Origin of the sequence: Enterobacter chinensis (assembly GCF_034008295.1) — a bacterium.
GTDB classification, from domain to species: Bacteria; Pseudomonadota; Gammaproteobacteria; order Enterobacterales; family Enterobacteriaceae; genus Enterobacter; species Enterobacter chinensis.
Genome location: NZ_JARDVI010000002.1, coordinates 69,182 through 91,054 on the forward strand (window position 1 = coordinate 69,182; position 21,873 = coordinate 91,054).

The following is a 21,873-nucleotide window of genomic DNA, read 5'->3' on the forward strand; positions in this document are numbered from 1 at the left end:
GCACAAAGCACGCCACTCTTGTCGCAGGCGTGAAACAGTTGATTCTGCATGCGCCAGACGGAAATTTTTGATTCAAAAAAAGGCACGCTCACCGCGTTTGCGCACCTTAGCAGTGCAAACATCTCTCTCACAACGCCGTTTTCGCCGCTCTGCAGCCTGGTACGCAAATTGCTGAATGTCTTTACACCCTGCAAAAGGAGAGAAGCATGAGAGCAATCGTCATTGGCGCGGGTATTGGCGGCCTGAGCGCCGCCGTCGCACTGAAGAAAGCTGGAATCGACTGTACCGTATTTGAAGCCGTAAAAGAGATCCGGCCCGTCGGGGCGGCCATCTCCATCTGGCCTAACGGCGTGAAATGCATGCAGCATCTCGGCATGGGCGACATCATCGAGACTTACGGTGGTCCGATGCGTTTTATGGCCTACAAAGACTTCCGGCGCGGCGAGACCCTGACCCGCTTTAGCCTTGCCCCACTGGTTGAGCGTACCGGAGGGCGTCCCTGCCCCGTCTCGCGCGCTGAGCTCCAGCGCGAAATGCTGGACTTCTGGGGGCGCGACAAGGTGCAGTTTGGCAAGCGCGTCGAACGCGTAAGTGAAGACGACGCGGGCGTGAGCGTAACCTTCAGCGATGGCACCACGGCAACCGGGGATTTTCTGATTGCCGCTGACGGCAGCCACTCGGCGGTTCGCCCTTACGTGCTGGGCTACACCCCGGAGCGCCGCTACGCCGGTTACGTCAACTGGAACGGACTGGTGAAGATTGACGAAGAGATCGCCCCGGCTCACCAGTGGACCACCTTCGTTGGCGAAGGCAAACGCGTGTCGCTGATGCCCGTCTCCAGTGGACGGTTTTATTTCTTTTTTGACGTGCCGCTCCCTGCTGGCCTCGCGGAGGATCGCACCACCCTGCGCGCCGACCTCACGGGCTACTTCCGCGGGTGGGCGCCGCCGGTGCAAAAGCTTATCGCGGCACTTGACCCCGAGACCACCAACCGCATTGAAATCCACGACATTGAGCCATTCGACATCCTGGTGCGCGGCAACGTCGCCCTGCTCGGCGATGCCGCGCACAGCACCACGCCGGATATCGGCCAGGGCGGCTGTGCGGCCATGGAAGATGCCGTGGTGCTGGGTCAATGCCTGCGTGAAAACCACAACATGACGCTGGCGCTGCGACAGTACGAAGCGCTGCGCTGCGACCGGGTGCGCGACCTGGTGCTGAAGGCGCGTAAACGCTGCGACGTCACCCACGGCAAAGACATGGCATTAACGGAAGCCTGGTATCAGGAACTCAAAGAGGAGACCGGAGAGCGCATTATCAACGGTCTGTGCGACACCATTCAGGGCGGCCCGCTAGGCTGAACGTAAGAGGGACAACGATGAAAAGAGAACCGACTCCACCCGCCCACTGCACGTTTGAGCCCGAGGACTGGCTGCGTCTGGCGAAATGCTGGCATCCGGTCGCGCGCGCCTGCGACATCGGCCCGGCACCGGTCAAAGCGACCCTGCTGGATGAACAGCTGGTGATTTACCGGATCAACGACCAGGCCGTGGTCGCCCGGGACGTGTGTCCGCACCGCGGCGTGCCGCTGACGCTCGGCTTTCACGATGAGCACGGGATTATCTGCCCCTATCATGGTTTACGCTTTGGGGAGGACGGGCGCTGCAACCGTATTCCGTCCAGCCCCGACCAGCCCGTTCCGGCGAAGCTGAACCTGATTAACTACGCCGTTGAGGAACGCTTTGGCCTGATCTGGACCTGCCTGGCGTTTGATCCGGAAAACCCCGCGCCGCTGCCCACCATGCCGCACTGGGATGATGACGGATTTCAGCAGATTAACTGCCCGGCGTTTGAGGTGAATGGCTTTGCCGGGCGCCAGGTGGAAGGGTTTCTGGACGTGGCGCACTTTGCGTGGATCCACACCGATACCTTTGCGGATCCGAATAACCCGCTCGTGCCGGCCTACCAGCCGCAGGAGACGCCGTTCGGCTTCGTGGCGGATTACTGGAGTTCGGTGAGCAACTATCCCGCCAGCTCGGACGTGCAGGCGCCAGAAGGGTTCCAGTGGTTACGCCATTTTGAAATGCACCTGCCGTTTACCGCCACCCTGACGATTCATTTTCCGGGTGAATCCCGACTGGCGATCATGAACGCTGCGTCACCCGTTTCTTCACGCGTGACCCGCATGTTCGCCCCTATCGCCCGCAATTTTGACCTGCATATTCCGGTGGAGGATGTGCATGCCTTTAACCTGCGCATCTTTGAAGAAGATCGTTTGATGGTCGAAACCCAGCGCCCGGAAAACCTGCCGCTGGATCTCACCCTGGAAGCCCATATCCCCGCGGATAAAAGTTCGATTGCCTACCGTCGGGGACTGAAAAAAATGGGCTTTGGCGAATTTTTCCTGGTATGACGGAGGCCGATATGCTGAGCGTAATTGTTGACGGGCTGTGGCGTGAGGGCGATAAAAGCCTCGCCGTCAGGCTGGTGGCTGAAGACGGCGAAGCGCTGCCGTCGTGGCAGCCCGGCGCGCACATTGATGTGCACCTGCCCTGCGGCGTGGTGCGCCAGTATTCCCTGACCGGGGCAACTGATGGCGAGAGCTACCTTATCTGCGTGGGGCGGGAAACGGCCTCGCGCGGCGGGTCGCGCTATGTGCACGAGACGCTGCGTCCCGGACAGAAGCTGATGATCTCAACTCCGCGCAATCTGTTTCCGCTTCGTCAGGCAGAGCGGGTTTTGCTGCTGGCGGCGGGGATCGGTATTACACCGCTGTATGCGATGGCCCTGCAGCTGAAGGCCGCCGGAACGCCGTTTACGCTGCACTATTACGTCAGACGCCGGGAAAGCGCGGCGTTTATGCGCGAACTCTCACAGTGCGGTGAGTGCACCATTCATACCGACAGCCCGCGCACAACGCTGACAGAGCATCTTCCGATGGCAGAGGCGGGGCTTCACGCCTGGGTCTGCGGACCCGCAGGATTTATGGAAAAAGTGCGTGAGGTGGCAACGGCGAAGGGATGGGATGACGCCCATCTTCACAGCGAGGCGTTTCAGCCCGCCGCCCCTGCCGCAGGCGGTGAAACCGGCGAGATCTTTACGGTCAAACTGGCCTCCACCGGGGAGCGCTGGCCTGTTCCTGCGGATAAAACCATCGCCCAGGTGCTGCAGGAAAATGGCGTGGCGGTCCCCCTCTCCTGCGAGATGGGGATCTGCGGTGCCTGTCTGACGCCAGTCATTGACGGCGTGGTGGATCACCGGGATAGCGTTCAGTCAGAGGCGGAAAAAAGCGCGACGGACCAGCAGGTGGCGCTGTGCTGTTCGCGGAGCCATTCCGGGGAGCTGGTGATTTCGCTGTAAAACGAACAAACCCTGCGATATTACTATCGCAGGGTTTCAGACTGCTGACAAAGTGCGATTTGCGAGTTTCGCCCTGCGGCGCTACGCTTGCACGGGGCAACAATGAATTGTGCAGTTAATTGATATCGTTGCGAATAAAATGTTGAGGACGGGGTTTGGCGCAAGTGTTGACCTCTATTGACTTCGCTCTATACCCAAAATAATTCGAGTTGCAGGACAAAACGGCTTGCCGTTTTGTCCTGCAACTTGAAGTATGACGGGTATACAAATGTCTGCTAGCTTAGCCTTCTCTTTATTTCAGTTTACTCCCTCCCCCTTATCTAAATTCGGCACACCACCTTTATTGTTGAAGTAAACCATTAGCACGACAGTAACAAAAAATAGAATTACGACCAACAATGACGTCAATTATCAAAATAGAATAAATCGCTTCCAGATAACACCTTCCTATACGGCCATTTATGATGGCTTATCGTGTTTTAAATATTTCCAGCAAGACAAATATACTATACCGGTTAATTTCCGCGCCTGACGTTATCGCGACGGGAACAATGAAATTCGGGAAGTATAAATGAAATGATTTATTTGAATGGCACAGGGCATGTTTCCTGTTCACCATGGGCGGTAGCGTGGAGCGAAGGTTACAGGAGCCGTCATGACTGAAGCTATCATCATGTTTTGTATAGCAATGACAACCTTAATTATTGCTCACCCTTTAGCCAGAAAATACAGTCTGGTAGATAAACCCGGTGGTCGAAAACAGCACAAAGGTGAGATACCTTTAATAGGCGGCATTTCAGTGTATTGCAGTATAGTCATATTTCATGTACTGCACCTCAATATTGCCCCATTTGTCGACGCAAATTTCATAGCATACATTGTCGGCATATCAATATTACTGGCAGTTGGCATTGCAGATGATTATTACGATCTCCCGGTCATACCACGAATACTGGCGCAGGCGTTAGCTGCACTTGTTATTATCCTCGATGATGTCTATCTCAATACGTTTGGGTTCGTCCTCGGCGAGTATGAACTTCTGTTGGGATCGGCCGGATACCTGATAACCCTTTTTGCCGGATGGGCTGCCATCAACGCGTTCAATATGATTGATGGTATTGACGGGCTGTTGGGCTCTGTTTCCGCCGTAATATTTGCAGCACTAATGGTCGCCTTCCTGTCTGCGGGTGCAGAGCAGTCTGCTTTGTGGTGTTTACTGATGATAATGGCCCTGCTCCCTTACCTGATCAGCAATCTTGGTGTGGTGGGCGCAAAGGTCTTTATGGGTGATGCCGGAAGTATGGTTATTGGTTTCACCATGCTTTGGCTGATTCTGAATGCCAGCCAGGGCAGTAAAGCCATTATGGCACCGGTCACCGCACTCTGGATTATCGCCCTGCCGCTGATGGATATGGTCGCCGTTATGATCCGTCGTCTGCGCCGCAGGCAAAGCCCATTTCATGCCGACCGGGATCACCTGCACCATATTTTATTACGTTGCGGTTTATCCAGTCGCCAGACTGTCTTTGTGATGGTACTGCTCACCGCCGCGCTGGCAGGAATGGGGATGACGCTGGCAAAAATGGGCGCCACAGAAAGTTTGTCCATGGCTCTGTATCTTGCCGTTTTTGGCATTTACGTGTTGATGAATAACGCATTGCAGCAACGGAATCCCGACCCGAAAGTCCACGCGGCCCGATAAAAACCTGCAGCCATGCGTCCTCATGCTTTGTTAGTGAAAGCGCGCCAGCCGCGCTTTCACCTCCTTTGATGAATCGAGTTTTCACTATGATAACCGTTAAGTTTGGGGCGATAGCCCTGTCTGCTGTTCTGCTCAGCGGATGCACCCTCACGCCCGGCAGTAACCTGTCGACATCAGGCAAAACCATTATTAATGCGAATGACGCCAGCGCAGATATTAGCGATAAAGTGAACGTTTACCGCGTTACACCCAAATTGATTGAATCGCTGAAACCCTCACCGGTAGTCGCTCGCCCAAACACCGATCTGGCCGACGAAATCCGCCGCTACGAATACCGCATTGGCGTCGGCGACGTCTTAATGGTCACAGTCTGGGATCACCCTGAGCTTACCACCCCTGCCGGGCAATATCGTAGCGCCTCTGACACCGGGAACTGGGTTAAGTCCGACGGTTCCATCTTTTACCCGTACGCAGGCAAGATCAAAGTCGCAGGCCGAACGCTGGCTCAGGTCCGCAGCGAGTTAACCCGAAAACTGGCAACAGTTATTGAGTCGCCACAGGTAGACGTCAGCGTTGCCGCCTTCCGTTCGCAAAAAGCCTACATCACCGGTGAGGTGACCCGTTCCGGTCAGCAGGCTATCACCAATATTCCGCTGACCATCATCGACGCCATTAATCAGGCGGGTGGCCTGGCCGAAGGTGCCGACTGGAATAACGCGGTGCTGACGCACAACGGTAAAGATGAGCGAATCTCACTTCAGGCGCTGATGAAGAATGGCGATCTGCAGCAAAACCGTCTGCTTTATAACGGCGACATTCTTTTCGTCCCGCGCAACGACGACCTGAAAGTGTTCGTCATGGGCGAAGTGAAAAAGCAAACCACCCTGAAGATGGACCGTAGCGGCATGACGCTGACCGAGGCGCTGGGTAATGCCGAAGGTATCGACCAGATGAGTGCCGATGCAACCGGCATTTTTGTGATTCGCTCAACCGGCGGAAAAGATGCCAGTGGCAAGCTGGCTAACGTCTATCAGCTTAATATTTCCGACGCTACCGCTCTGGTGATGGGTACAGAGTTCAGGCTCCAGCCTTATGACGTGGTGTATGTCACCACGGCGCCAGTCACCCGCTGGAACCGCGTGTTAAGCCAGCTCGTCCCTACCATTTCCGGTATCAATGATATGACCAATACCGCCCGAATGATTAAGCAGTGGTAACCATGTTTGACTCAATTTTAGTCGTTTGCATTGGCAATATTTGTCGCTCCCCCACCGGGGAGCGGTTATTACGCAAGGCTCTTCCGGATAAGAAAATTGATTCCGCCGGATTAGGTGCACTGGTGGGAAAAGAAGCCGATGCCACCGCAACGGAAGTTGCTGCAGCGCACGGCGTATCGCTTGCCGGGCACCGTGGGCAGGCGTTCACCTCTGAACTCGCCAGGCAGTACGACCTGGTCCTGGTGATGGAAAAATCACACCTTGAGCGAATTAAAAGAAGCTATCCGGAAGTGAGCGGGAAAGCCATGCTCTTCGGTCACTGGCAGGATCAGCTTGAAATTGCCGATCCCTATAAAAAAAGCCGTGAAATGTTTGAACTGGTTTACAAACAACTGGCTCAGAGCGCTGCGCGCTGGGAACTGGCGTTGAATAAGAACAGAAAAGAGATTCGATAACGTGTCTGACTCATACCACATTTCAAAGAACGCCAGCGAAAAAGAGAAGCTACTGAGCCTGGCAGACGTCATCGGCATTCTGCGCGATGGCAAATGGAGAATTATCGCTATTACGTCAATTTTCACACTGGCAAGTGTGGCCTATGTCTTTACGGCGACACCGATTTACCAGGCCACAGCATTGATTCAGGTTGAAAAAGACGCCGGCAAAAGTATTTTCAGCCAGCTGTCGGATGCTATTCCGGGTGGCAAGCAGGAGTCGCAGCCGCAAATTGGCCTGTTGCAATCACGAATGGTCCTGGGTCAGACGGTGGATGATTTACATCTCGACAACGCCGTAGAGGAAAAGCACTTCCTGCTCGTCGGCAAGGCTATTGTCAACCTACTGGGGAAACAGGACAGCAGTGTTAAAGTAGAAAACCTGACCGTCCCTGAGGACTTTTTAGATATCCCTCTGCAGCTTACCGTGACTGCTGCAAACACCTATCAGATCGAGATTGACGGCACGGCATACACCGGTAAAACCGGAGAGCATTTTTCTCAAAATGGCATCAGCTTTGTTATCCGTGAGATTAATGCCGACGAAGGAACGGACTTTACACTGACTAAGCTCGATAAGCTGACAGCGGTGAATCAGCTTCTTAATAGCTTCACTGCTAAAGATATGAGTAACGACAGCGGCATGCTGCAGCTGGCCTTTCGGGGTGAAGATAAAAAGAAAACAGCGGAGATTTTAAGGAGCATCAGCAACAACTACCTGAAGCAGAACGTCGAGCGCAAATCAGAAGAAGCGTCCAAAAGTCTGGAATTTCTTAAAGAGCAGCTACCGCTGGTTCTGAATAACCTGAATAAATCCGAAAATCTCCTCCATCAGTTCCGCCAGAAAAACGACTCTGTCGATTTATCGCTGGAGGCCAAATCCGTTCTGGAAACGGCAGTGGGTCTTGAGGCACAAATTAACGAACTGATTTTTAAAGAAGCCGAAATCTCAAAGCTCTATACCCGCGATCACCCGGCCTATCGAACCCTCCTGGAACAAAAAGCGGTGCTGACTCAGGAGCGCGATAAGCTCAATGCGCGTATTAGCGCCATGCCGAAAACGCAGCAGGAAGTCTTAAGCCTGACGCGTGATGTTCAGGCGGGTCAGGAAGTTTATATGCAGCTTCTGAGCAAACAGCAGGAGCTGAACATCAATAAGGCCAGCGCCATTGGCAGCGTGCGAATTATCGACCACGCCGTTACAGAGAAAAAACCCGTCGCGCCCATTAAGCCATTGATTATACTGATAAGCTTTATGCTTGGTCTGTTTACCTCTGTCACTTACTGTATTTTCCGCAAGCTCTTGCACACCGGGATTGAAAACAGCGAGCAAATTGAAAACTTAGGGGTAAATGTTTATGCCACCATCCCGGTATCAAAATGGTTGAGTAATAAAAATCAGACCATTACCAGAAGTAAACGAAAGCAGATGCGCTCCGTACATTTGCTTGCCCGGGATAATCCTTCAGACTTAGCCGTTGAGGCGATGCGCAGCCTGAGAACCAGCCTGCACTTTGCGATGATGCAGGCCAGAAACAACATTTTGCTTATCTCCGGGGCGACGCCAGAAGCCGGTAAAACGTTTGTCAGCTGCAACCTTGCAACAGTGATTGCGCAATCCGGCAAGCGGGTGCTGCTTATTGATGCCGATTTGCGTAAGGGCCAGATGCACCACGTCCTGGGAAGCGAGATCAAGCATGGCGTCTCTGAAATTCTGCATCGCACGAGCGAATATGAAAAGGTTATTCAGAAAACTGAGATTGAAAATCTTAATTTCATTTCCCGCGGCCATATTCCCCCGAATCCATCGGAGTTGCTAATGACCGAGGCCTTTTCGAACCTGATGGAATGGGCACAGCATAATTATGACATCGTGATTGTTGATACCCCTCCAGTATTAGCCGTCAGCGATGCCTGCGTCGCCGCGAAATATGCCGGTACCGTTATGCTTGTTGCTCGCTTCCAGAAAAACTCGATAAAAGAAGTTGAAGTTTCCGTGAAACGCTTTGTACAGAATGATATTACCGTCAACGGCGTTATCCTAAACGGTGTGGAAAAAACAGCAAGTAATGCCTATGAGTATAATGCCTACTCGTATAGCTAATCTGATATCTCTGTTATATATACCCTAAATAATTCGAGTTGCAGGACAAAACGGCTTGCCGTTTTGAACAGCGCTTGCGCTGGCCCCAAAGGGGCGAGGCCACAGGCCGAGTAACGCGGCAAGGGAGTGAATCCCCAGGAGCATACATAAGTAAGTGACTGGGGTGAACGAGTGCAGCCAACGCACATGCAACTTGAAGTATTACGGGTATACCGCTCATAGCAATACAAGACCTGGATAACGCAATGACCATTTATTTTGTAATAATACTCACGGCGGGTATTTTAGGGTATATCTACGAAAAAATAGATAAAGACGCTCGAGCGGTAATGAACGCCCTCTTTACTCTTTACTTTACGTTAATCATTGGATTAAGAGATAAAGTGGGCGTCGACTGGTATAATTATGTCAGAATGTATAACCGGTTCAATTCCGATCCGTGGCGTTACGATACGCATGAACTTCTGTATAAACTGGTCAACATACTCGGTTTTCAGTCAGATATAGGGTTCGGCTTCGTCATATTTCTCACGTCCGCTATTTTTATCATGGCTATCATCAAAGGAGCAGAAACGGCAGAAATAAACCCTTATTATTTTTTCGCCTTAAGTGGTGGTTATATTTTTGTCATGGCGGGAGTGAATTATATTCGCCAGGGTGTGGCACTGGCCATTATGGTCATCGCATTTGCACATCTTCTTAATGGAGATAAGATAAAATTCTTTATCTACACTTTACTGGCCGGTTTGTTTCATACATCGGCAATGTTGCTTATTTTCTTTATTGCCATAGATTTAAATATCATTTTTATTTTTTTGGGATTAGTATCGCTGATAGCAGCTATACTATACCTGCCAATGGATAGATATCAACATTATATAACATCTAATATGGAAAGCTCTGGAGTTTATTTGCGCATTGGATATCTCTTTATTCCAGGTGTATATTTACTTTTCAATCTCCATAATTGTAAATATAGCCCACCACTAACCAAAAGAATATACTTAGCATGTATTTCCTCCCCATTAGCCATGATATTATTATCATTCATTAGCAGCACAATAGCTGACAGAGTGTCATATTACTTTATTGTTCTATCGACATTAATTACAATAAAAACCGTCTCATCCAGTAAAAAAAACTTAGATTCAATCATGGCTATCATTATTTTCTCTTTCTCAATACTGACGTTGTTTTTGTGGGTAATGTATAGTAAATATACTCATCATTACTTTTATGAAAGCCACATTATAGAATGGTTAAAATAATAGCTTGCCCATTGCAATACACATCCTCCGAAGGCAATAAAGATGATTCTAATACACCAGTCATAAGCATGAAAACCTTTCTAAATTCAATAATCGCCAACAAAAAAAACATCCAAAGTTCAAGTAAATACATAGATCAATTTTCATTTTCATTTTTAAATATCGGAGTGGTTTTATTCGCATCAAGATTTTTAAGTAACGAACAGGCTTCCAGGTACATTGTTTTTAACTCGTACTCCTCTCTTTCATTAATCGTAACATCAGCTTTTATTGTTGGCCCATTTTGGATATTCGGCGCAGATAAATCGACTCAAGCAAGTTATTACAAATTCTCGATAAAATCATTGTTAATACTATCAACTTTTTTTTCATTAATATTGTCAGTGGTTTTCTATCTTAACGAAAGAGACTGGGTCTATAGTGGACTTTTATTGGTAGCCTCGGTGAGTTCCTCATCATACGATTTTTTACGCAAAAGTTTATATATAAGTAAAAATGAAAAAACATCAGCAGTAATGTCGCTCTCGTTATTAATAGCTACTTCCTTGTCATATTTTTTATTGCACTACTACCGCCTTAATGATGCCAGGATATATCTATTAACGTTAGCATCATGCACAGCCATAATAGCAATATGTATAGGCATCTATAACAGAAAACATTTTAAAGTAATGTCTGGCATGGCTAACATAAAAAGAAAAACATATGAATACTGGGACATAGGAAAATGGTCTGCTGCATCCATGATTTGCTTTTGGAGCATAACGCAAGGCAGTTTCATTTTTCTTGAGAAATGTATTAGCGATGAGCAACTTGTGTTTTCACGTCTTGCACTAAGCCTTTCTGGAATTATTGCAATATATTATACATCCATTGAAAACAAAATGATGCCTGAGCTCAGAGGGCTTATCTTAGAAAGTAGAACTGATGCTTTACAAACGGCGAAGAAGAAATATTATAAAAATGGAGTTATTGTATCAATATTATTTTCAATTTCAACATTGACTTTTTACTCGCAGATATTTGGTATAAATTATCACCACTTAAGTATTTTATTTTTAATGTGCTTTTATCAATCGATAACGGGCATTTTTAGATTCGACGCTTATGTCCTTAAAGCAATGAAATTCCACAAAGTAATTTTCTTTAGCAATTTTATATCAGCAGGTATAGTTTATATTCCAATTTTTTATACAATCACGAGTTCTCAACTTACTAACACTGAATATTTACTACCTATAATCATATTGTTAAACGGACTGCTTTGCTCACTACTCTACCGCTTATTTTTAACCTCCAGAAAAGGCTTATAATTTTGTTTATTAACACTCATTCATCGAAAATAGGGATTCTTGACACAAGTATTTGCTCAATGAATGTTGGTGATTTCATCATCATGGACTCAGCTTACAAGCAAATTTGCAAAACGTTTCCGCACACTCAAAAGGTACATTTCCCTACCCATGAGAGAATAACCAGAGTGGGCATTAAAAGGCAAAGACAAATATCTTTGAATTTTCTTTGCGGAACGAATTGCTTAAACTCTTCAATGCTATTTCATAGGCAATGGAATATCGGCATGCTAAACACATTATTTATGAAAGATACTGTAACGCTTGGAGTCGGATGGGCCAACTATCAAAATAACCCGGATATTTATACATCTTTACTTCTTCGAAATATTCTTAGCAAAAAGCATATACACTCGGTAAGAGACTCTTATACGGAGAAATTATTAAGGAGTACAGGGGTACAGAATATACTGAACACCGGTTGTCCAACCATGTGGGATCTTAATAACGATCATTGCACTCAAATCCCCTCCAGAAAATCGAAAAATGTCATTTTCACCTTAACGGATTACAGAAAGGATTCTATCAAGGATTCTATCTTCATCAGAGCACTAAAAAAATCATATGAAGATATATATTTTTGGATTCAGGGAGCCAACGACTATGCTTACCTTCAGTCTCTTGGCAATCTAATTCAGGATATTAAAATCATTCCTGCAAACCTTTCGGATTTTGATGCAGCATTGTCAAACACGCACTCAGTAGATTATGCAGGAACGAGACTCCACGCGGGGATACGCGCAATGCAGAAATTTAAACGCAGCATAATTTTATCAGTTGATAATAGAGCGGAAGAAAAAAAGAAAGACTTCAATCTGCCTGTAATTTCAAGAGATTTATCTCTGGAGGAGTACATACATATTTTTAATGGAAATATGACCACAAATATCAGCCTTCCATTGGATAATATACAAAACTGGAAAAATCAGTTTTCCTAAAACTTCTTGCCTGCATCGATTAATAACAAGAGTTTTCATTATCAAATTACACCTCATGAGCATAATACCTGACACACCAAACAAATAAAACTAATCTTAAGCTAACAAAATCCTTTAACAGCACCACTCTATATACCCTATTATAAGGAAGTATTATGCGAATAACCTTTGTTATTACAGGCCTGAATATTGGCGGGGCTGAAATACAAGTATGTAATTTGGCAGATGAGTTATCAGATGCTGGAAACAATGTGCAGCTCATTTCCATCTCCGGTAACTCACAGCGGCGACCTAAAAATAGCGCAATTCATTTGGTTGAACTATTAATGCTGAAAAATTCACTCTCGTTTCTTAAAGCATATTTCCAGGCACGTAAGACGATCAGAGAGTTTCAACCAGACATCGTCCATAGCCATATGGTACATGCTAACATTTTTTCCCGCTTGCTTAGAATCACTACACCAATACCAAAGCTAATTTCCACATCCCATAATTCCTACGAAGGAGGATCGTTACGGGCCTTTATCTGCCGAATCACCGACCCGTTATCGACGCTCTCTACTAATGTCAGTCTGGCAGCAACTAAAAGCATCATAAATCGCGGAAGCGTTAATAAAAATAAAGTCGCCACCATTCACAATGGAATTAAGATTGAAAACTTCTGTTTTAATGAAGTTAACAGGGAAAAATTACGCCGTGAAATCGGCGTCGATCCGCAGACACCTTTACTGCTCTCAGTCGGTCGGTTAGCTCCTGCAAAAGATTACCCAAACTTATTACGTGCATTTGCCGCAATAAAAAATAGCACTCCAGTCGAACCCCAGTTAGCCATTATTGGCAGTGGTGCACTTGAAACCGAATTGAAAACCCTGGCAATCGAGCTTGGAGTTGCTGACCGTGTGCACTGGCTTGGCATGAAAACCAACGTCCACGAATGGTTAAGCGCTGGAGATATTTTCGTTATGTCATCTGCCTGGGAAGGTTTTCCATTAGTTATTATTGAAGCGATGGCAGCAGAACGCGTGGTTGTTGCGACTGACTGCGGTGGGATCCGAGAAGCTCTCAGCGGCAACGGTTTCTTAGTTCCACCGCACTCTTCCGCTGCCCTGGCTGAGGCCATTATCAAGGCGCTGAATCTTTCTCCTGAAGAAGCGCGGCAAATGGGGGCAGCTTCCCGTTGCCATATTGAACAACATTTCTCGATGAGCGCCATTGCTCAAAAATGGATTGCGTTATACCGCTCTCTTTAATACTTCCATACAGAAATACCTCTGTTTTTATTACTGATAACCCATGAATAATATTGCTATCACAGCCAATACCAGTTGGTATATTTATAATTTCAGAAAAAACACTATCGTAGAGCTCATTAACAGAGGAATCAATGTCCATGTTATTTCTCCTTTTGACGACTATACTGATAAACTCCGTGTGTTAGGATGCCGGGTGCATGATATAAAAATTGACGGACGAGGAATGAACCCCGTGACTGATACTTTGACGTGTCTCAGTTTCTTCCGTCTGTTTTTGAAAATAAAGCCACAAACGATTTTAAACTTCACCCCCAAAAATAACATTTACAGTTCACTTGCGGCAGCCCCGCTCAATATTCCTGTAATCAATAACATTGCCGGACTGGGTCATGCATTTATTTGTGACGGTTTTTTAAATAAAATAGTGCGTGCACTCTATAAAATAAGCCAAAGAAAAGCAGAGTATATCTTCTTCCAGAATGAAGAGGACATGGCCGTTTTCCGAAAGCATAACATTGGCACAGCAGCAATTAAAAAGCGGATACCCGGCTCAGGTGCCGATCTCACACGTTTTGCGTTCACGCCAGTACAGAAACAAAAGACAATTAAATTCCTTCTCTCAGCAAGAATGCTGAAGGAAAAAGGCGTTTATCTGTTTGCCGATGCAGCAAGGCACTTTAAACAAAAATACGGTAATAAAGTCGACTTTTCTCTATTAGGTTTTTGCGAAGCTCAACACCCTTCAGGTGTGAACATTGATGAAATCAGCACATGGGTTGATGAAGGTATTATCAATTATCTGGGCGTGACGGATAAGGTCGAAAGTGTACTTAAGGACGTACACTGTGTTGTCCTTCCTTCCTTCTACCGGGAAGGCGTGCCCAGGTCGCTACTCGAAGCCGGAGCCATGGGTAAACCTATCATTACGACGGACAACGTCGGCTGCCGTGAAACCGTGGTGGACGGATTTAACGGCTATCTCTGTGAACCCGGCTGTCTGTCAAGTTTAATTGAAGCCATCGAAAAGATTATTGATGCGACGGAGCATGAGCTTGCTCAGTTAGGTAAAAACAGTCGTATGCATATCGCCAGCCATTTTGATGAAGCCATCGTCATCAATAAATATTTATCATCCATCAGTCAGGTCACTAAGCATCGCAGCAAGTTGCTTATTCATCCTTAGAGCTAAACTATTATGAAAATCGCCATCGCCGGCACCGGATATGTAGGTTTATCCAATGGTATCCTGCTTGCTCAACATCATGAAGTTGTTACCCTTGATATTCTTCAACACAAAGTTGATTTACTGAACGATAAAAAGTCGCCCATTATTGATAATGATATTGAACGTTATTTAAAAAATGAGAATTTAAACCTTCGGGCGACAACCGATAAACACGATGCCTACATGAATGCTGACTTCGTGATTATCGCCACACCAACAGATTACGATCCAAAGACAAACTACTTTAATACTGCCTCCGTTGAGGCGGTCATTAAAGATGTCGTCACCATTAATCCGCAGGCGGTGATAGTCATTAAATCTACGGTTCCGGTGGGTTACACAAAGCACATCAAACAGCAGCTGGGTATTCAAAACATTCTCTTCTCCCCGGAATTTTTGCGTGAGGGGCGAGCCCTGCACGATAACCTGTACCCATCACGAATTGTCGTAGGTGAACGATCCGAACGTGCCTCGCTATTCGCCAGTTTGCTGCTGGAAGGCGCGGTCAATAAACACTGCCCGGTCATTTACACTGACTCAACAGAAGCCGAAGCGATCAAGCTGTTTGCCAATACATACCTGGCAATGCGTGTCGCCTACTTCAACGAACTGGACAGCTATGCCGAAGCCCATGGCCTGAACTCACGCCAGATTATTGAAGGTGTCTGCCAGGATCCTCGTATCGGCGATCATTATAACAATCCATCATTTGGCTACGGCGGTTACTGCCTGCCCAAGGATACAAAACAGCTCTTAGCCAACTACAGCAACGTACCAAACAACCTTATTGCCGCAATCGTCGAGGCTAACAGCACGCGTAAAGATTTTATTGCCGATGCCATTCTTAGCCGCTCACCAAAACGTGTTGGCATATACCGGTTAATTATGAAAGCGGGCTCGGACAATTTCCGTGCTTCGTCTATTCAGGGCATTATGAAGCGCATTAAAGCTAAAGGTATTGACGTTGTTATTTACGAGCCAGCGCTTAAGGAAAATGAATTTTTCCACTCACGTGTCATTGCCGATCTCAGCGAGTTTAAGAGCAGCGTCGACGTAATTATATCTAATCGTATGGCCAGCGAACTTCTCGATGTACAAAGCAAAGTTTATACGCGCGATGTTTTTGGCGATAACTAAAAACACCACGCGCTGAAAATAGTTAACTTACAAACATTCACTGTTTGGGGTTCCCCTTATTTCTCCGTACGGCATTTATATGCCCTTTGAGAAATACACCACTGTAATAAACCATAAGGAAATAATATGAAATTTATTAAATTATCTGCCCTGCTGCTCTGCGTCCTGTCCGCGCCAGTGGCTTCTTTCGCCGCCACCGAAACCGCTGCTGCGGGTAGCGCCACAGGCACTGCGGCGGGCTCTTCTGCCGCTGCAGCAGGTGTGGCGACTGGCACAGCCGTTGCTGTTGGTGCTGGTGTGGTTGGTGCCGTCGCTATCGCAGCTGTTGCAGCCAGCGACAGCAGCAACGGTAGCGGCAACACCGGAACCACCACGTCTACGCGTTAATTGACAATACTTTCATGGGGCTCCTCTGAGCCCCATTTTTTTCTGTTTCACTATGACATCTATTATGTACAAAAAATTTTGTCTGGCGGGTGCAGTGTTCTTTATCAGCGCATGCAGCCAGCATCGCCCCGGGATCCTCTCCCAGACGATTGTTCAGTCTCTTTCTTCGCAGGATGCCTTCATCGACCGCGCTAAGGTCGATCAGGTGCCGTATGCCTCGATGGCCCTCACCGTTGCCGATGGCCCGCAGGCGTTTATCGTGCTTGCCTGGGATGAGGACAACACGCAAAAGTGGCTCACTGCCGATGCAAAGATGATCGCCACGCGAAGCGGACGCCTCATAAAAACGCTCGGCTTCAGCGCTAACTTATTGAGTCTGGAGAGCAATATACAAGATCCGCTTGAAGCTCCGCTCACCATTCAGGAAGGCCAGCAATGGCATGCGCAGGCACGGTGGGAGGATACCGGATTTCACGCTGCCAACATCATTTCGAGATTCCACTGGGCGGATTCGCAGGACTTTACCGTACTGGGCGTAACGCATCGCTACCGCGTTCTGGAAGAAACCGTGACGGCTGAAACCGACGGGACGACCTGGCAGCAACGTTACTGGGTCGATCCACAGTCCGGACGCATCGTTCACAGCAAACAAATTTTGCATCCTCATGGCCAGAAGTGGTCTCTTACCCTGCTTAAGCCGTATTCCTGATGAAAAAAAAAATCATACTGGTCGCCATGCTTCTGGCAGCGACCCCGCCAGGCTATAGCCAGGGGAAAATCTCGCTCATTTGCCAGCCAGCCTGCGCCGTAACTGACGTTACCGCTCATGACCTGAGCGAACTGGTGACCCACCCGGCACTCCCCAAAAACATCGACTGGAACAGTGCCCGTCTTTCTACACCTGCAAGCGATGCTGAACAGCAGCTTCGTCAGCAGCAGATTCTTGAGGCACTCACCTCGGCAGCTCAGGAATTACGAGAGCAAGGTGATACGCGCCAGGCCCAGCGTATCGTGTTGTTAAGCCAGCGTCTTCAGGCACTGAAAATCATTGGTGGTTTTGCTTTGCAGCTGGATCCCGACCGGGTGCGCCTGAAACCAGAGAACTCAACCCGACTCAAGGGTGATTATCGCCTGTACCTCCGCACGTTGCCGGCACAAAACCTGACAATATGGAACGGTAGCCGCGAGAGCACACCGTGGATTGCCGGCCAGCAAACGGCGACCTGGACTGCCGCAGATCGGCAGCAGCCCGGTATCGACCCGGATAATGTTACGGTCATCGCGCCGGACGGCACTGTCGCAACAGTACCGACAGGCTACTGGAACCGCCGCTATCGTGAACCGCAACCCGGCAGCCAAATCTGGCTGAACCTGCAGCTCAACGCTTTATCACCGCACTATCAGACACTGAACCAACGCATCGTTCAGTTGCTTAGCCAACGGACTGACAAACCATGAAATTCACCCCTCTCAGCTACAGCATCGCGCTGTTATTTAGCGGCATCAGCACTGTTGCCAGCGCAGATGTCGGCACCCCGCTGTATCTTCCCTATGTCTCCCCTTCCCAGTCCGACTTTGGCGGTGTGGGATTGTTGCAAACCCCGAGCGCGCGAATGGCCCCGTCAGGGGAATTCAGCATGAACTATCGGGACAACAGCCAGTACCGATTCTGGGCCCTGTCGCTGCAGCTCATGCCGTGGCTTGAAACCACGATTCGTTATACTGACGTTCGCACCCGCCAGTACGGTGATAAAAATTTCAGCGGCGATCAGACATACAAAGACAAAGCCATCGACCTCAAAGCCCGGCTGTGGCAGGAGACGCGCTGGACGCCCGATATTTCACTGGGGTTTCGGGATATCGGCGGAACAGGACTGTTTGATAGCGAATACCTGGTCGCCAGCAAAGCCGCAGGACCATTTGATTTCACGGTGGGAGCCGGCTGGGGTTACCTCGCCAACAGCGGCAACATCGCAAATCCACTTTGTCAGACGAGCAACAGTTTCTGCCAGCGAAGCGAAAGCTACAGCGGCCGCGGCGGTTCGGTTGATGCCAATCGCTTTTTCCATGGCCCGGCAGCGCTGTTCGGCGGCGTGGAGTACCAGACGCCCTGGCAACCTCTGCGCATTAAAGCTGAATACGATGCCAACTACTATCGCAATGACCGGGCCGGACGGCTAAAACAAGATTCACCGGTGAACGTCGGGGTGCTGTACCGTCTGAATGACTGGAGTGACTTCTCCGTTGGCTACGAGCGTGGAAATACCCTCACCTTCGGCATCACGCTCAACACCAATTTCGAAACGCTGCGCAGTCAGGCATATATACCACCAAAGCCGGAATACCGTCCCTCGGAACAACCGGCAAACTTCGACCCTCATGTCGCCGCGACCCAGTTGACTGCCCTGCGCGATAACGCCGGTTTTGCTTCGCCGCGCATCGATCGTGTGGGTGATACCGTGTATGTCACAGGTATGCAGACCGATTATCGTGACTGGAGTGAAGGCGTGGATCGCGCTAACCGCATCATCATGAACGCCCTGCCAGCGGGAACGCGCCAGATTGTCATCACCGAAGAGCGTGATAATTTACCGATGGTGAGCTATCGCAGCGAAACCTTGTCTCTCGCGGAAGTGATGCGTGGTATGCCGCCGGGAGTCCCGCAGCCCTCGAATGTGGAAAGGGTCGAGGAGCCAAAGCAACCTGCATCAACTCTGGCGGGCTATGCCCTGGAAAAATCCCCATGGCAGTTCAACTGGTCGCCGGTGCTCAACCAGTCGTTCGGTGGGCCCGAGTCGTTCTATATGTACCAGATTGCCCTGAGCGGCAGCGCCAGCTATCAGATTTCCGATAACTGGAAAGTCGGCGGCGTGGGCTTACTCAACCTGCATAATAACTACAACAAATTCAACTACACCGCCCCCCCTGCTGACAGCCATATCCCGCAGGTGAGAACCCATATTCGTTCTTACGTCAGCACCAGCGATGTCTATCTGAACAATTTACAGCTGACGCATACCAGCACGCTGGGCAGCGGCTGGTACATGCAAAACTACGGCGGTTATCTTGAGATGATGTTCGCGGGCGTCGGCAGCGAAGTGCTCTATCGTCCCCTCAAAAAGCAGTGGGCCCTCGGTGCCGATCTCAATCAGGTGAAGCAGCGAGACTGGAACGATCCGATGAAAATGGCGGATTACAGCGTCACGACCGGTCATATAACCGGGTACTGGCAGCCGCAGTTTGCCGATGAGTTTCTGGTGAAGATGAGCGTGGGACGTTATCTCGCTGGCGACAAAGGCGGCACGGTGGATATTTCGCGGCGCTTCGCCAGCGGCATTACGGCCGGAGCCTATGCCACGCTTACCAATGTTTCATCCCACGATTACGGTGAAGGCAGTTTCACCAAAGGCTTTTACGTTTCCATTCCACTGGATTTGATGAGTACGCGTCCCACCAACACCCACGCGAAACTCAACTGGGAACCGCTCACCCGCGATGGCGGGCAGCCTTTGCAAAAACGTTATTCACTGTATGACCTCACCGGGGCCAGAGGCCTGGATTAATCCTTCCCGTCATCCCGCCATAAATATCCTCCGGCATCGCCGGAGGTTTTTCAGATACGCCCGTAAACGGGTTACCCGGATAAGGGTTCGCTATCCTGCCACGCGTAATCAATATGGCTGGCCTGCTCGCGCGCCAGTGCTGAATCGCCCTGTAATCGCGCCGCCAGGGTGAAGGCGAAATCAAACACGTTGCCCAGCCCGCGGCCGCTTAGCAGATTGCCGTCTTCCACCACGTCGGCATCAACGTAAATGCCATCGCTGACTGTTTTCCACAAATCGCCGGAACAGACATAGCGGCGCCCCTTGAGCAGTCCGTTGCCGCCCAGCACGCGGGCGGCGGCGGAGCAAATCGGGCAGATATATTTGCCCGCTTCATCATGTCGGCGAATGAAGGCGATCGCCTCCGTGCTTTTCCTCAGGTTGATGCCGCCTTCCGGACCGCCCGGTAACACTACGGCGTCAAAGGTTTGCTCGAGGCTGGCCTTCAGGGTGCTATCCGCCATCATTGGGATGTCGTGATAGCTCACCACTTCGCGACGCTCGCCGCAGGCAATTGTCTGCACCGTAATATTCAGGCGGCGCAGGATATCGATGGTGACGATCGCTTCCCCCTCTTCAAAACCGGGGGCTAATAGCACGGCTACGCTTTTCATCTTGCTCTCCATTGCTTTAGGGTTACCAGTACGGGTGCCAAATTTGTCGCAGCCGCGCCAGCAGCTCAAGATAGAAATAGTCCCCCCAGCTACAGCACTGATCGACGCCCTTACCGCTGCCCATATGGTAAACCGAGTGCAGCAGCAGCCCTTCAGTCGGATCGTCTTCGTGAGCAAGGTAGTTATCGGTCAGCGACAGCGCAATACGCAGCGCCATCTCTTCATAATACGCACGGTTTGCGTCGAGCGTCGGCAACGCCTTGACCAGCTCCAGCAGGCCACAGGCAGCAATAGCCGCCGCTGAACTGTCGCGCACGGCGTCGGTACCGAGCAGCGCCAGATCCCAGTGGCAAACGTCATCTTCCGGCAGACGGTTGAGGAAGTAGTGCGCCAGGCTGCGCGACAGCTCAACCATCTGCTTATCGCCGGTGTGCTGATAGCTGAGCAGGAAGCCGTAGATGCCCCACGCCTGGCCGCGCGACCAGCACGAGGTATCGCTGTAGCCCTGATGGGTGTTGCCAAAGCGCGGCTCGCCCGTCTGCACGTCCATATACCAGGTGTGATAAGTCGAGGCATCTTCACGCACGATATAGTTCGCAGCCTGCCCGGCGTGAGCCGTCGCCGCCTGCGCGTAACGTGGGTCGCCGGTCTGTTCGCTGGCCCAGTACAGCAGCGGCAGGTTCATATTGCAGTCGATGATCATTCGCCCCTGCTGCTCCGGGTCGTTTAAATCGCCCCATGCCTGAATAATGTTGGCCGTCGGGTTAAAACGCTCCATCAGGCGCCCGGCTGCCAGCAGCGCCGACTGGCGAGCGGCTTCGTTGCCGGTGAGCCGCCAGGCGCTGATGCAGGAGAGCGAGTAGAGGAACCCGAGATCGTGCGTTGCGGTGTCGATACGCTGCTCAATACGCCGGGCGAACGACGGTAAATAGCGCTCGGCGGCCTCGCGATAATGCGCTTTGCCGGTCATCTCCCACGCCAGCCACAGCTGGCCCGGCCAAAAGCTAGTGGTCCACTCCACGTTTTCGGTGCGCGGCCAGACACCCTTCTCACAGGCTTCGCCGGGGAACTTATCGCCGAAGGCGACAATATTGTTGTCGAGCTTGCGCGCTACGCGGGTTAACGCCGCTTCCAGCTTCTGGCTCAGTGCCAGGCGGTCGACCTGATGCAGTTCGATCGGCCGCAGCGCTTCGGTGATAACAGATTTGGTCATAACAACT

The 21,873-nt window shown here is 49.8% G+C and carries 19 protein-coding genes; 17 read left to right on the forward strand and 2 right to left on the reverse strand.

Features of this window, described 5'->3' with window-relative positions:
* Positions 1-206 precede the first annotated feature (206 nt).
* The 17 genes from hpxO to PYW49_RS05385 all read left to right on the forward strand — a co-directional run bounded on the left by hpxO (position 207) and on the right by PYW49_RS05385 (position 20,000).
* Positions 207-1,361 (forward strand): FAD-dependent urate hydroxylase HpxO, encoded by a 1,155-nt coding sequence (gene hpxO / locus PYW49_RS05305; RefSeq protein WP_134349151.1) that lies wholly within the window; start codon positions 207-209, stop codon positions 1,359-1,361.
* A gap of 17 nt (positions 1,362-1,378) precedes the next feature.
* A complete protein-coding gene (hpxD, locus tag PYW49_RS05310; RefSeq protein WP_320385884.1) occupies positions 1,379-2,413 on the forward strand; it encodes a molybdenum cofactor-independent xanthine hydroxylase subunit HpxD in 1,035 nt (344 codons plus the stop codon).
* Between the two features lie 11 nt (positions 2,414-2,424).
* On the forward strand, positions 2,425-3,360 hold the full coding sequence (locus PYW49_RS05315; protein ID WP_320385885.1) for a PDR/VanB family oxidoreductase: 936 nt from the start codon (positions 2,425-2,427) through the stop codon (positions 3,358-3,360).
* A gap of 655 nt (positions 3,361-4,015) precedes the next feature.
* Positions 4,016-5,062 carry a UDP-N-acetylglucosamine--undecaprenyl-phosphate N-acetylglucosaminephosphotransferase gene (gene wecA / locus PYW49_RS05320; protein ID WP_320385886.1) on the forward strand — a complete coding sequence of 349 codons (1,047 nt, stop codon included), beginning with the start codon at positions 4,016-4,018 and terminating at the stop codon, positions 5,060-5,062.
* 86 nt (positions 5,063-5,148) lie between these two features.
* On the forward strand, positions 5,149-6,279 hold the full coding sequence (locus PYW49_RS05325) for a polysaccharide export protein (RefSeq protein WP_320385887.1): 1,131 nt from the start codon (positions 5,149-5,151) through the stop codon (positions 6,277-6,279).
* Positions 6,280-6,281: 2 nt separating this feature from the next.
* Complete coding sequence (locus PYW49_RS05330; protein WP_320385888.1) at positions 6,282-6,734, forward strand: arsenate reductase/protein-tyrosine-phosphatase family protein; 453 nt, start codon at positions 6,282-6,284, stop codon at positions 6,732-6,734.
* Position 6,735: 1 nt separating this feature from the next.
* Positions 6,736-8,877, forward strand: a complete 2,142-nt coding sequence (locus tag PYW49_RS05335) for a polysaccharide biosynthesis tyrosine autokinase (protein ID WP_320385889.1) — start codon at positions 6,736-6,738, stop codon at positions 8,875-8,877.
* Positions 8,878-9,122: 245 nt separating this feature from the next.
* Entirely contained in the window at positions 9,123-10,145 is a 1,023-nt protein-coding gene (locus PYW49_RS05340; protein ID WP_320385890.1) for an EpsG family protein, read from the forward strand.
* Between the two features lie 680 nt (positions 10,146-10,825).
* The gene (locus PYW49_RS05345; protein WP_320385891.1) at positions 10,826-11,458 is read left to right on the forward strand and encodes a hypothetical protein; all 633 of its coding nucleotides are present in this window, start codon (positions 10,826-10,828) and stop codon (positions 11,456-11,458) included.
* 59 nt (positions 11,459-11,517) lie between these two features.
* Positions 11,518-12,435 carry a polysaccharide pyruvyl transferase family protein gene (locus PYW49_RS05350; protein WP_320385892.1) on the forward strand — a complete coding sequence of 306 codons (918 nt, stop codon included), beginning with the start codon at positions 11,518-11,520 and terminating at the stop codon, positions 12,433-12,435.
* A 155-nt stretch (positions 12,436-12,590) separates the two neighbouring features.
* Positions 12,591-13,685 (forward strand): glycosyltransferase, encoded by a 1,095-nt coding sequence (locus PYW49_RS05355; RefSeq protein WP_320385893.1) that lies wholly within the window; start codon positions 12,591-12,593, stop codon positions 13,683-13,685.
* 43 nt (positions 13,686-13,728) lie between these two features.
* A complete protein-coding gene (locus PYW49_RS05360; RefSeq protein ID WP_320385894.1) occupies positions 13,729-14,871 on the forward strand; it encodes a glycosyltransferase family 4 protein in 1,143 nt (380 codons plus the stop codon).
* Positions 14,872-14,883: 12 nt separating this feature from the next.
* Positions 14,884-16,050 carry a nucleotide sugar dehydrogenase gene (locus PYW49_RS05365; protein ID WP_320385895.1) on the forward strand — a complete coding sequence of 389 codons (1,167 nt, stop codon included), beginning with the start codon at positions 14,884-14,886 and terminating at the stop codon, positions 16,048-16,050.
* A 126-nt stretch (positions 16,051-16,176) separates the two neighbouring features.
* Complete coding sequence (locus PYW49_RS05370) at positions 16,177-16,437, forward strand: hypothetical protein (RefSeq protein ID WP_320385896.1); 261 nt, start codon at positions 16,177-16,179, stop codon at positions 16,435-16,437.
* Between the two features lie 64 nt (positions 16,438-16,501).
* Positions 16,502-17,146: a YjbF family lipoprotein gene (locus tag PYW49_RS05375; RefSeq protein WP_320385897.1), complete on the forward strand. Its 645-nt coding sequence runs from the start codon at positions 16,502-16,504 to the stop codon at positions 17,144-17,146.
* Positions 17,146-17,895: a capsule biosynthesis GfcC D2 domain-containing protein gene (locus tag PYW49_RS05380; RefSeq protein ID WP_320385898.1), complete on the forward strand. Its 750-nt coding sequence runs from the start codon at positions 17,146-17,148 to the stop codon at positions 17,893-17,895. Before PYW49_RS05375 ends, PYW49_RS05380 begins: the two co-directional genes overlap by 1 nt.
* Positions 17,892-20,000, forward strand: a complete 2,109-nt coding sequence (locus PYW49_RS05385) for a YjbH domain-containing protein (RefSeq protein ID WP_320385899.1) — start codon at positions 17,892-17,894, stop codon at positions 19,998-20,000. Before PYW49_RS05380 ends, PYW49_RS05385 begins: the two co-directional genes overlap by 4 nt.
* A 71-nt stretch (positions 20,001-20,071) precedes the next feature.
* Here the strand turns inward: PYW49_RS05385 and PYW49_RS05390 are convergent, their stop codons facing one another.
* Both PYW49_RS05390 and PYW49_RS05395 read right to left on the reverse strand, forming a co-directional pair.
* On the reverse strand, positions 20,072-20,653 hold the full coding sequence (locus PYW49_RS05390) for a DJ-1/PfpI family protein (RefSeq protein ID WP_320385900.1): 582 nt from the start codon (positions 20,651-20,653) through the stop codon (positions 20,072-20,074).
* 22 nt (positions 20,654-20,675) lie between these two features.
* Complete coding sequence (locus tag PYW49_RS05395; RefSeq protein ID WP_320385901.1) at positions 20,676-21,866, reverse strand: glycoside hydrolase family 88 protein; 1,191 nt, start codon at positions 21,864-21,866, stop codon at positions 20,676-20,678.
* Positions 21,867-21,873: the final 7 nt, after the last annotated feature.

Excerpts from the sequence above, each read along its gene's own strand:
- PYW49_RS05395 (WP_320385901.1), bottom strand. The coding sequence starts at position 21,866 with ATGACCAAATCTGTTATCACCGAAGCGCTGCGGCCGATCGAACTGCAT.
- PYW49_RS05325 (WP_320385887.1), top strand. The coding sequence starts at position 5,149 with ATGATAACCGTTAAGTTTGGGGCGATAGCCCTGTCTGCTGTTCTGCTC.
- PYW49_RS05315 (WP_320385885.1), top strand. The coding sequence starts at position 2,425 with ATGCTGAGCGTAATTGTTGACGGGCTGTGGCGTGAGGGCGATAAAAGC.
- PYW49_RS05350 (WP_320385892.1), top strand. The coding sequence starts at position 11,518 with ATGAATGTTGGTGATTTCATCATCATGGACTCAGCTTACAAGCAAATT.
- wecA (WP_320385886.1), top strand. The coding sequence starts at position 4,016 with ATGACTGAAGCTATCATCATGTTTTGTATAGCAATGACAACCTTAATT.
- PYW49_RS05370 (WP_320385896.1), top strand. The coding sequence starts at position 16,177 with ATGAAATTTATTAAATTATCTGCCCTGCTGCTCTGCGTCCTGTCCGCG.
- PYW49_RS05355 (WP_320385893.1), top strand. The coding sequence starts at position 12,591 with ATGCGAATAACCTTTGTTATTACAGGCCTGAATATTGGCGGGGCTGAA.
- PYW49_RS05360 (WP_320385894.1), top strand. The coding sequence starts at position 13,729 with ATGAATAATATTGCTATCACAGCCAATACCAGTTGGTATATTTATAAT.
- hpxD (WP_320385884.1), top strand. The coding sequence starts at position 1,379 with ATGAAAAGAGAACCGACTCCACCCGCCCACTGCACGTTTGAGCCCGAG.
- PYW49_RS05345 (WP_320385891.1), top strand. The coding sequence starts at position 10,826 with ATGGCTAACATAAAAAGAAAAACATATGAATACTGGGACATAGGAAAA.
- PYW49_RS05340 (WP_320385890.1), top strand. The coding sequence starts at position 9,123 with ATGACCATTTATTTTGTAATAATACTCACGGCGGGTATTTTAGGGTAT.
- PYW49_RS05365 (WP_320385895.1), top strand. The coding sequence starts at position 14,884 with ATGAAAATCGCCATCGCCGGCACCGGATATGTAGGTTTATCCAATGGT.
- PYW49_RS05375 (WP_320385897.1), top strand. The coding sequence starts at position 16,502 with ATGTACAAAAAATTTTGTCTGGCGGGTGCAGTGTTCTTTATCAGCGCA.
- PYW49_RS05385 (WP_320385899.1), top strand. The coding sequence starts at position 17,892 with ATGAAATTCACCCCTCTCAGCTACAGCATCGCGCTGTTATTTAGCGGC.
- PYW49_RS05390 (WP_320385900.1), bottom strand. The coding sequence starts at position 20,653 with ATGAAAAGCGTAGCCGTGCTATTAGCCCCCGGTTTTGAAGAGGGGGAA.
- PYW49_RS05330 (WP_320385888.1), top strand. The coding sequence starts at position 6,282 with ATGTTTGACTCAATTTTAGTCGTTTGCATTGGCAATATTTGTCGCTCC.
- PYW49_RS05380 (WP_320385898.1), top strand. The coding sequence starts at position 17,146 with ATGAAAAAAAAAATCATACTGGTCGCCATGCTTCTGGCAGCGACCCCG.
- hpxO (WP_134349151.1), top strand. The coding sequence starts at position 207 with ATGAGAGCAATCGTCATTGGCGCGGGTATTGGCGGCCTGAGCGCCGCC.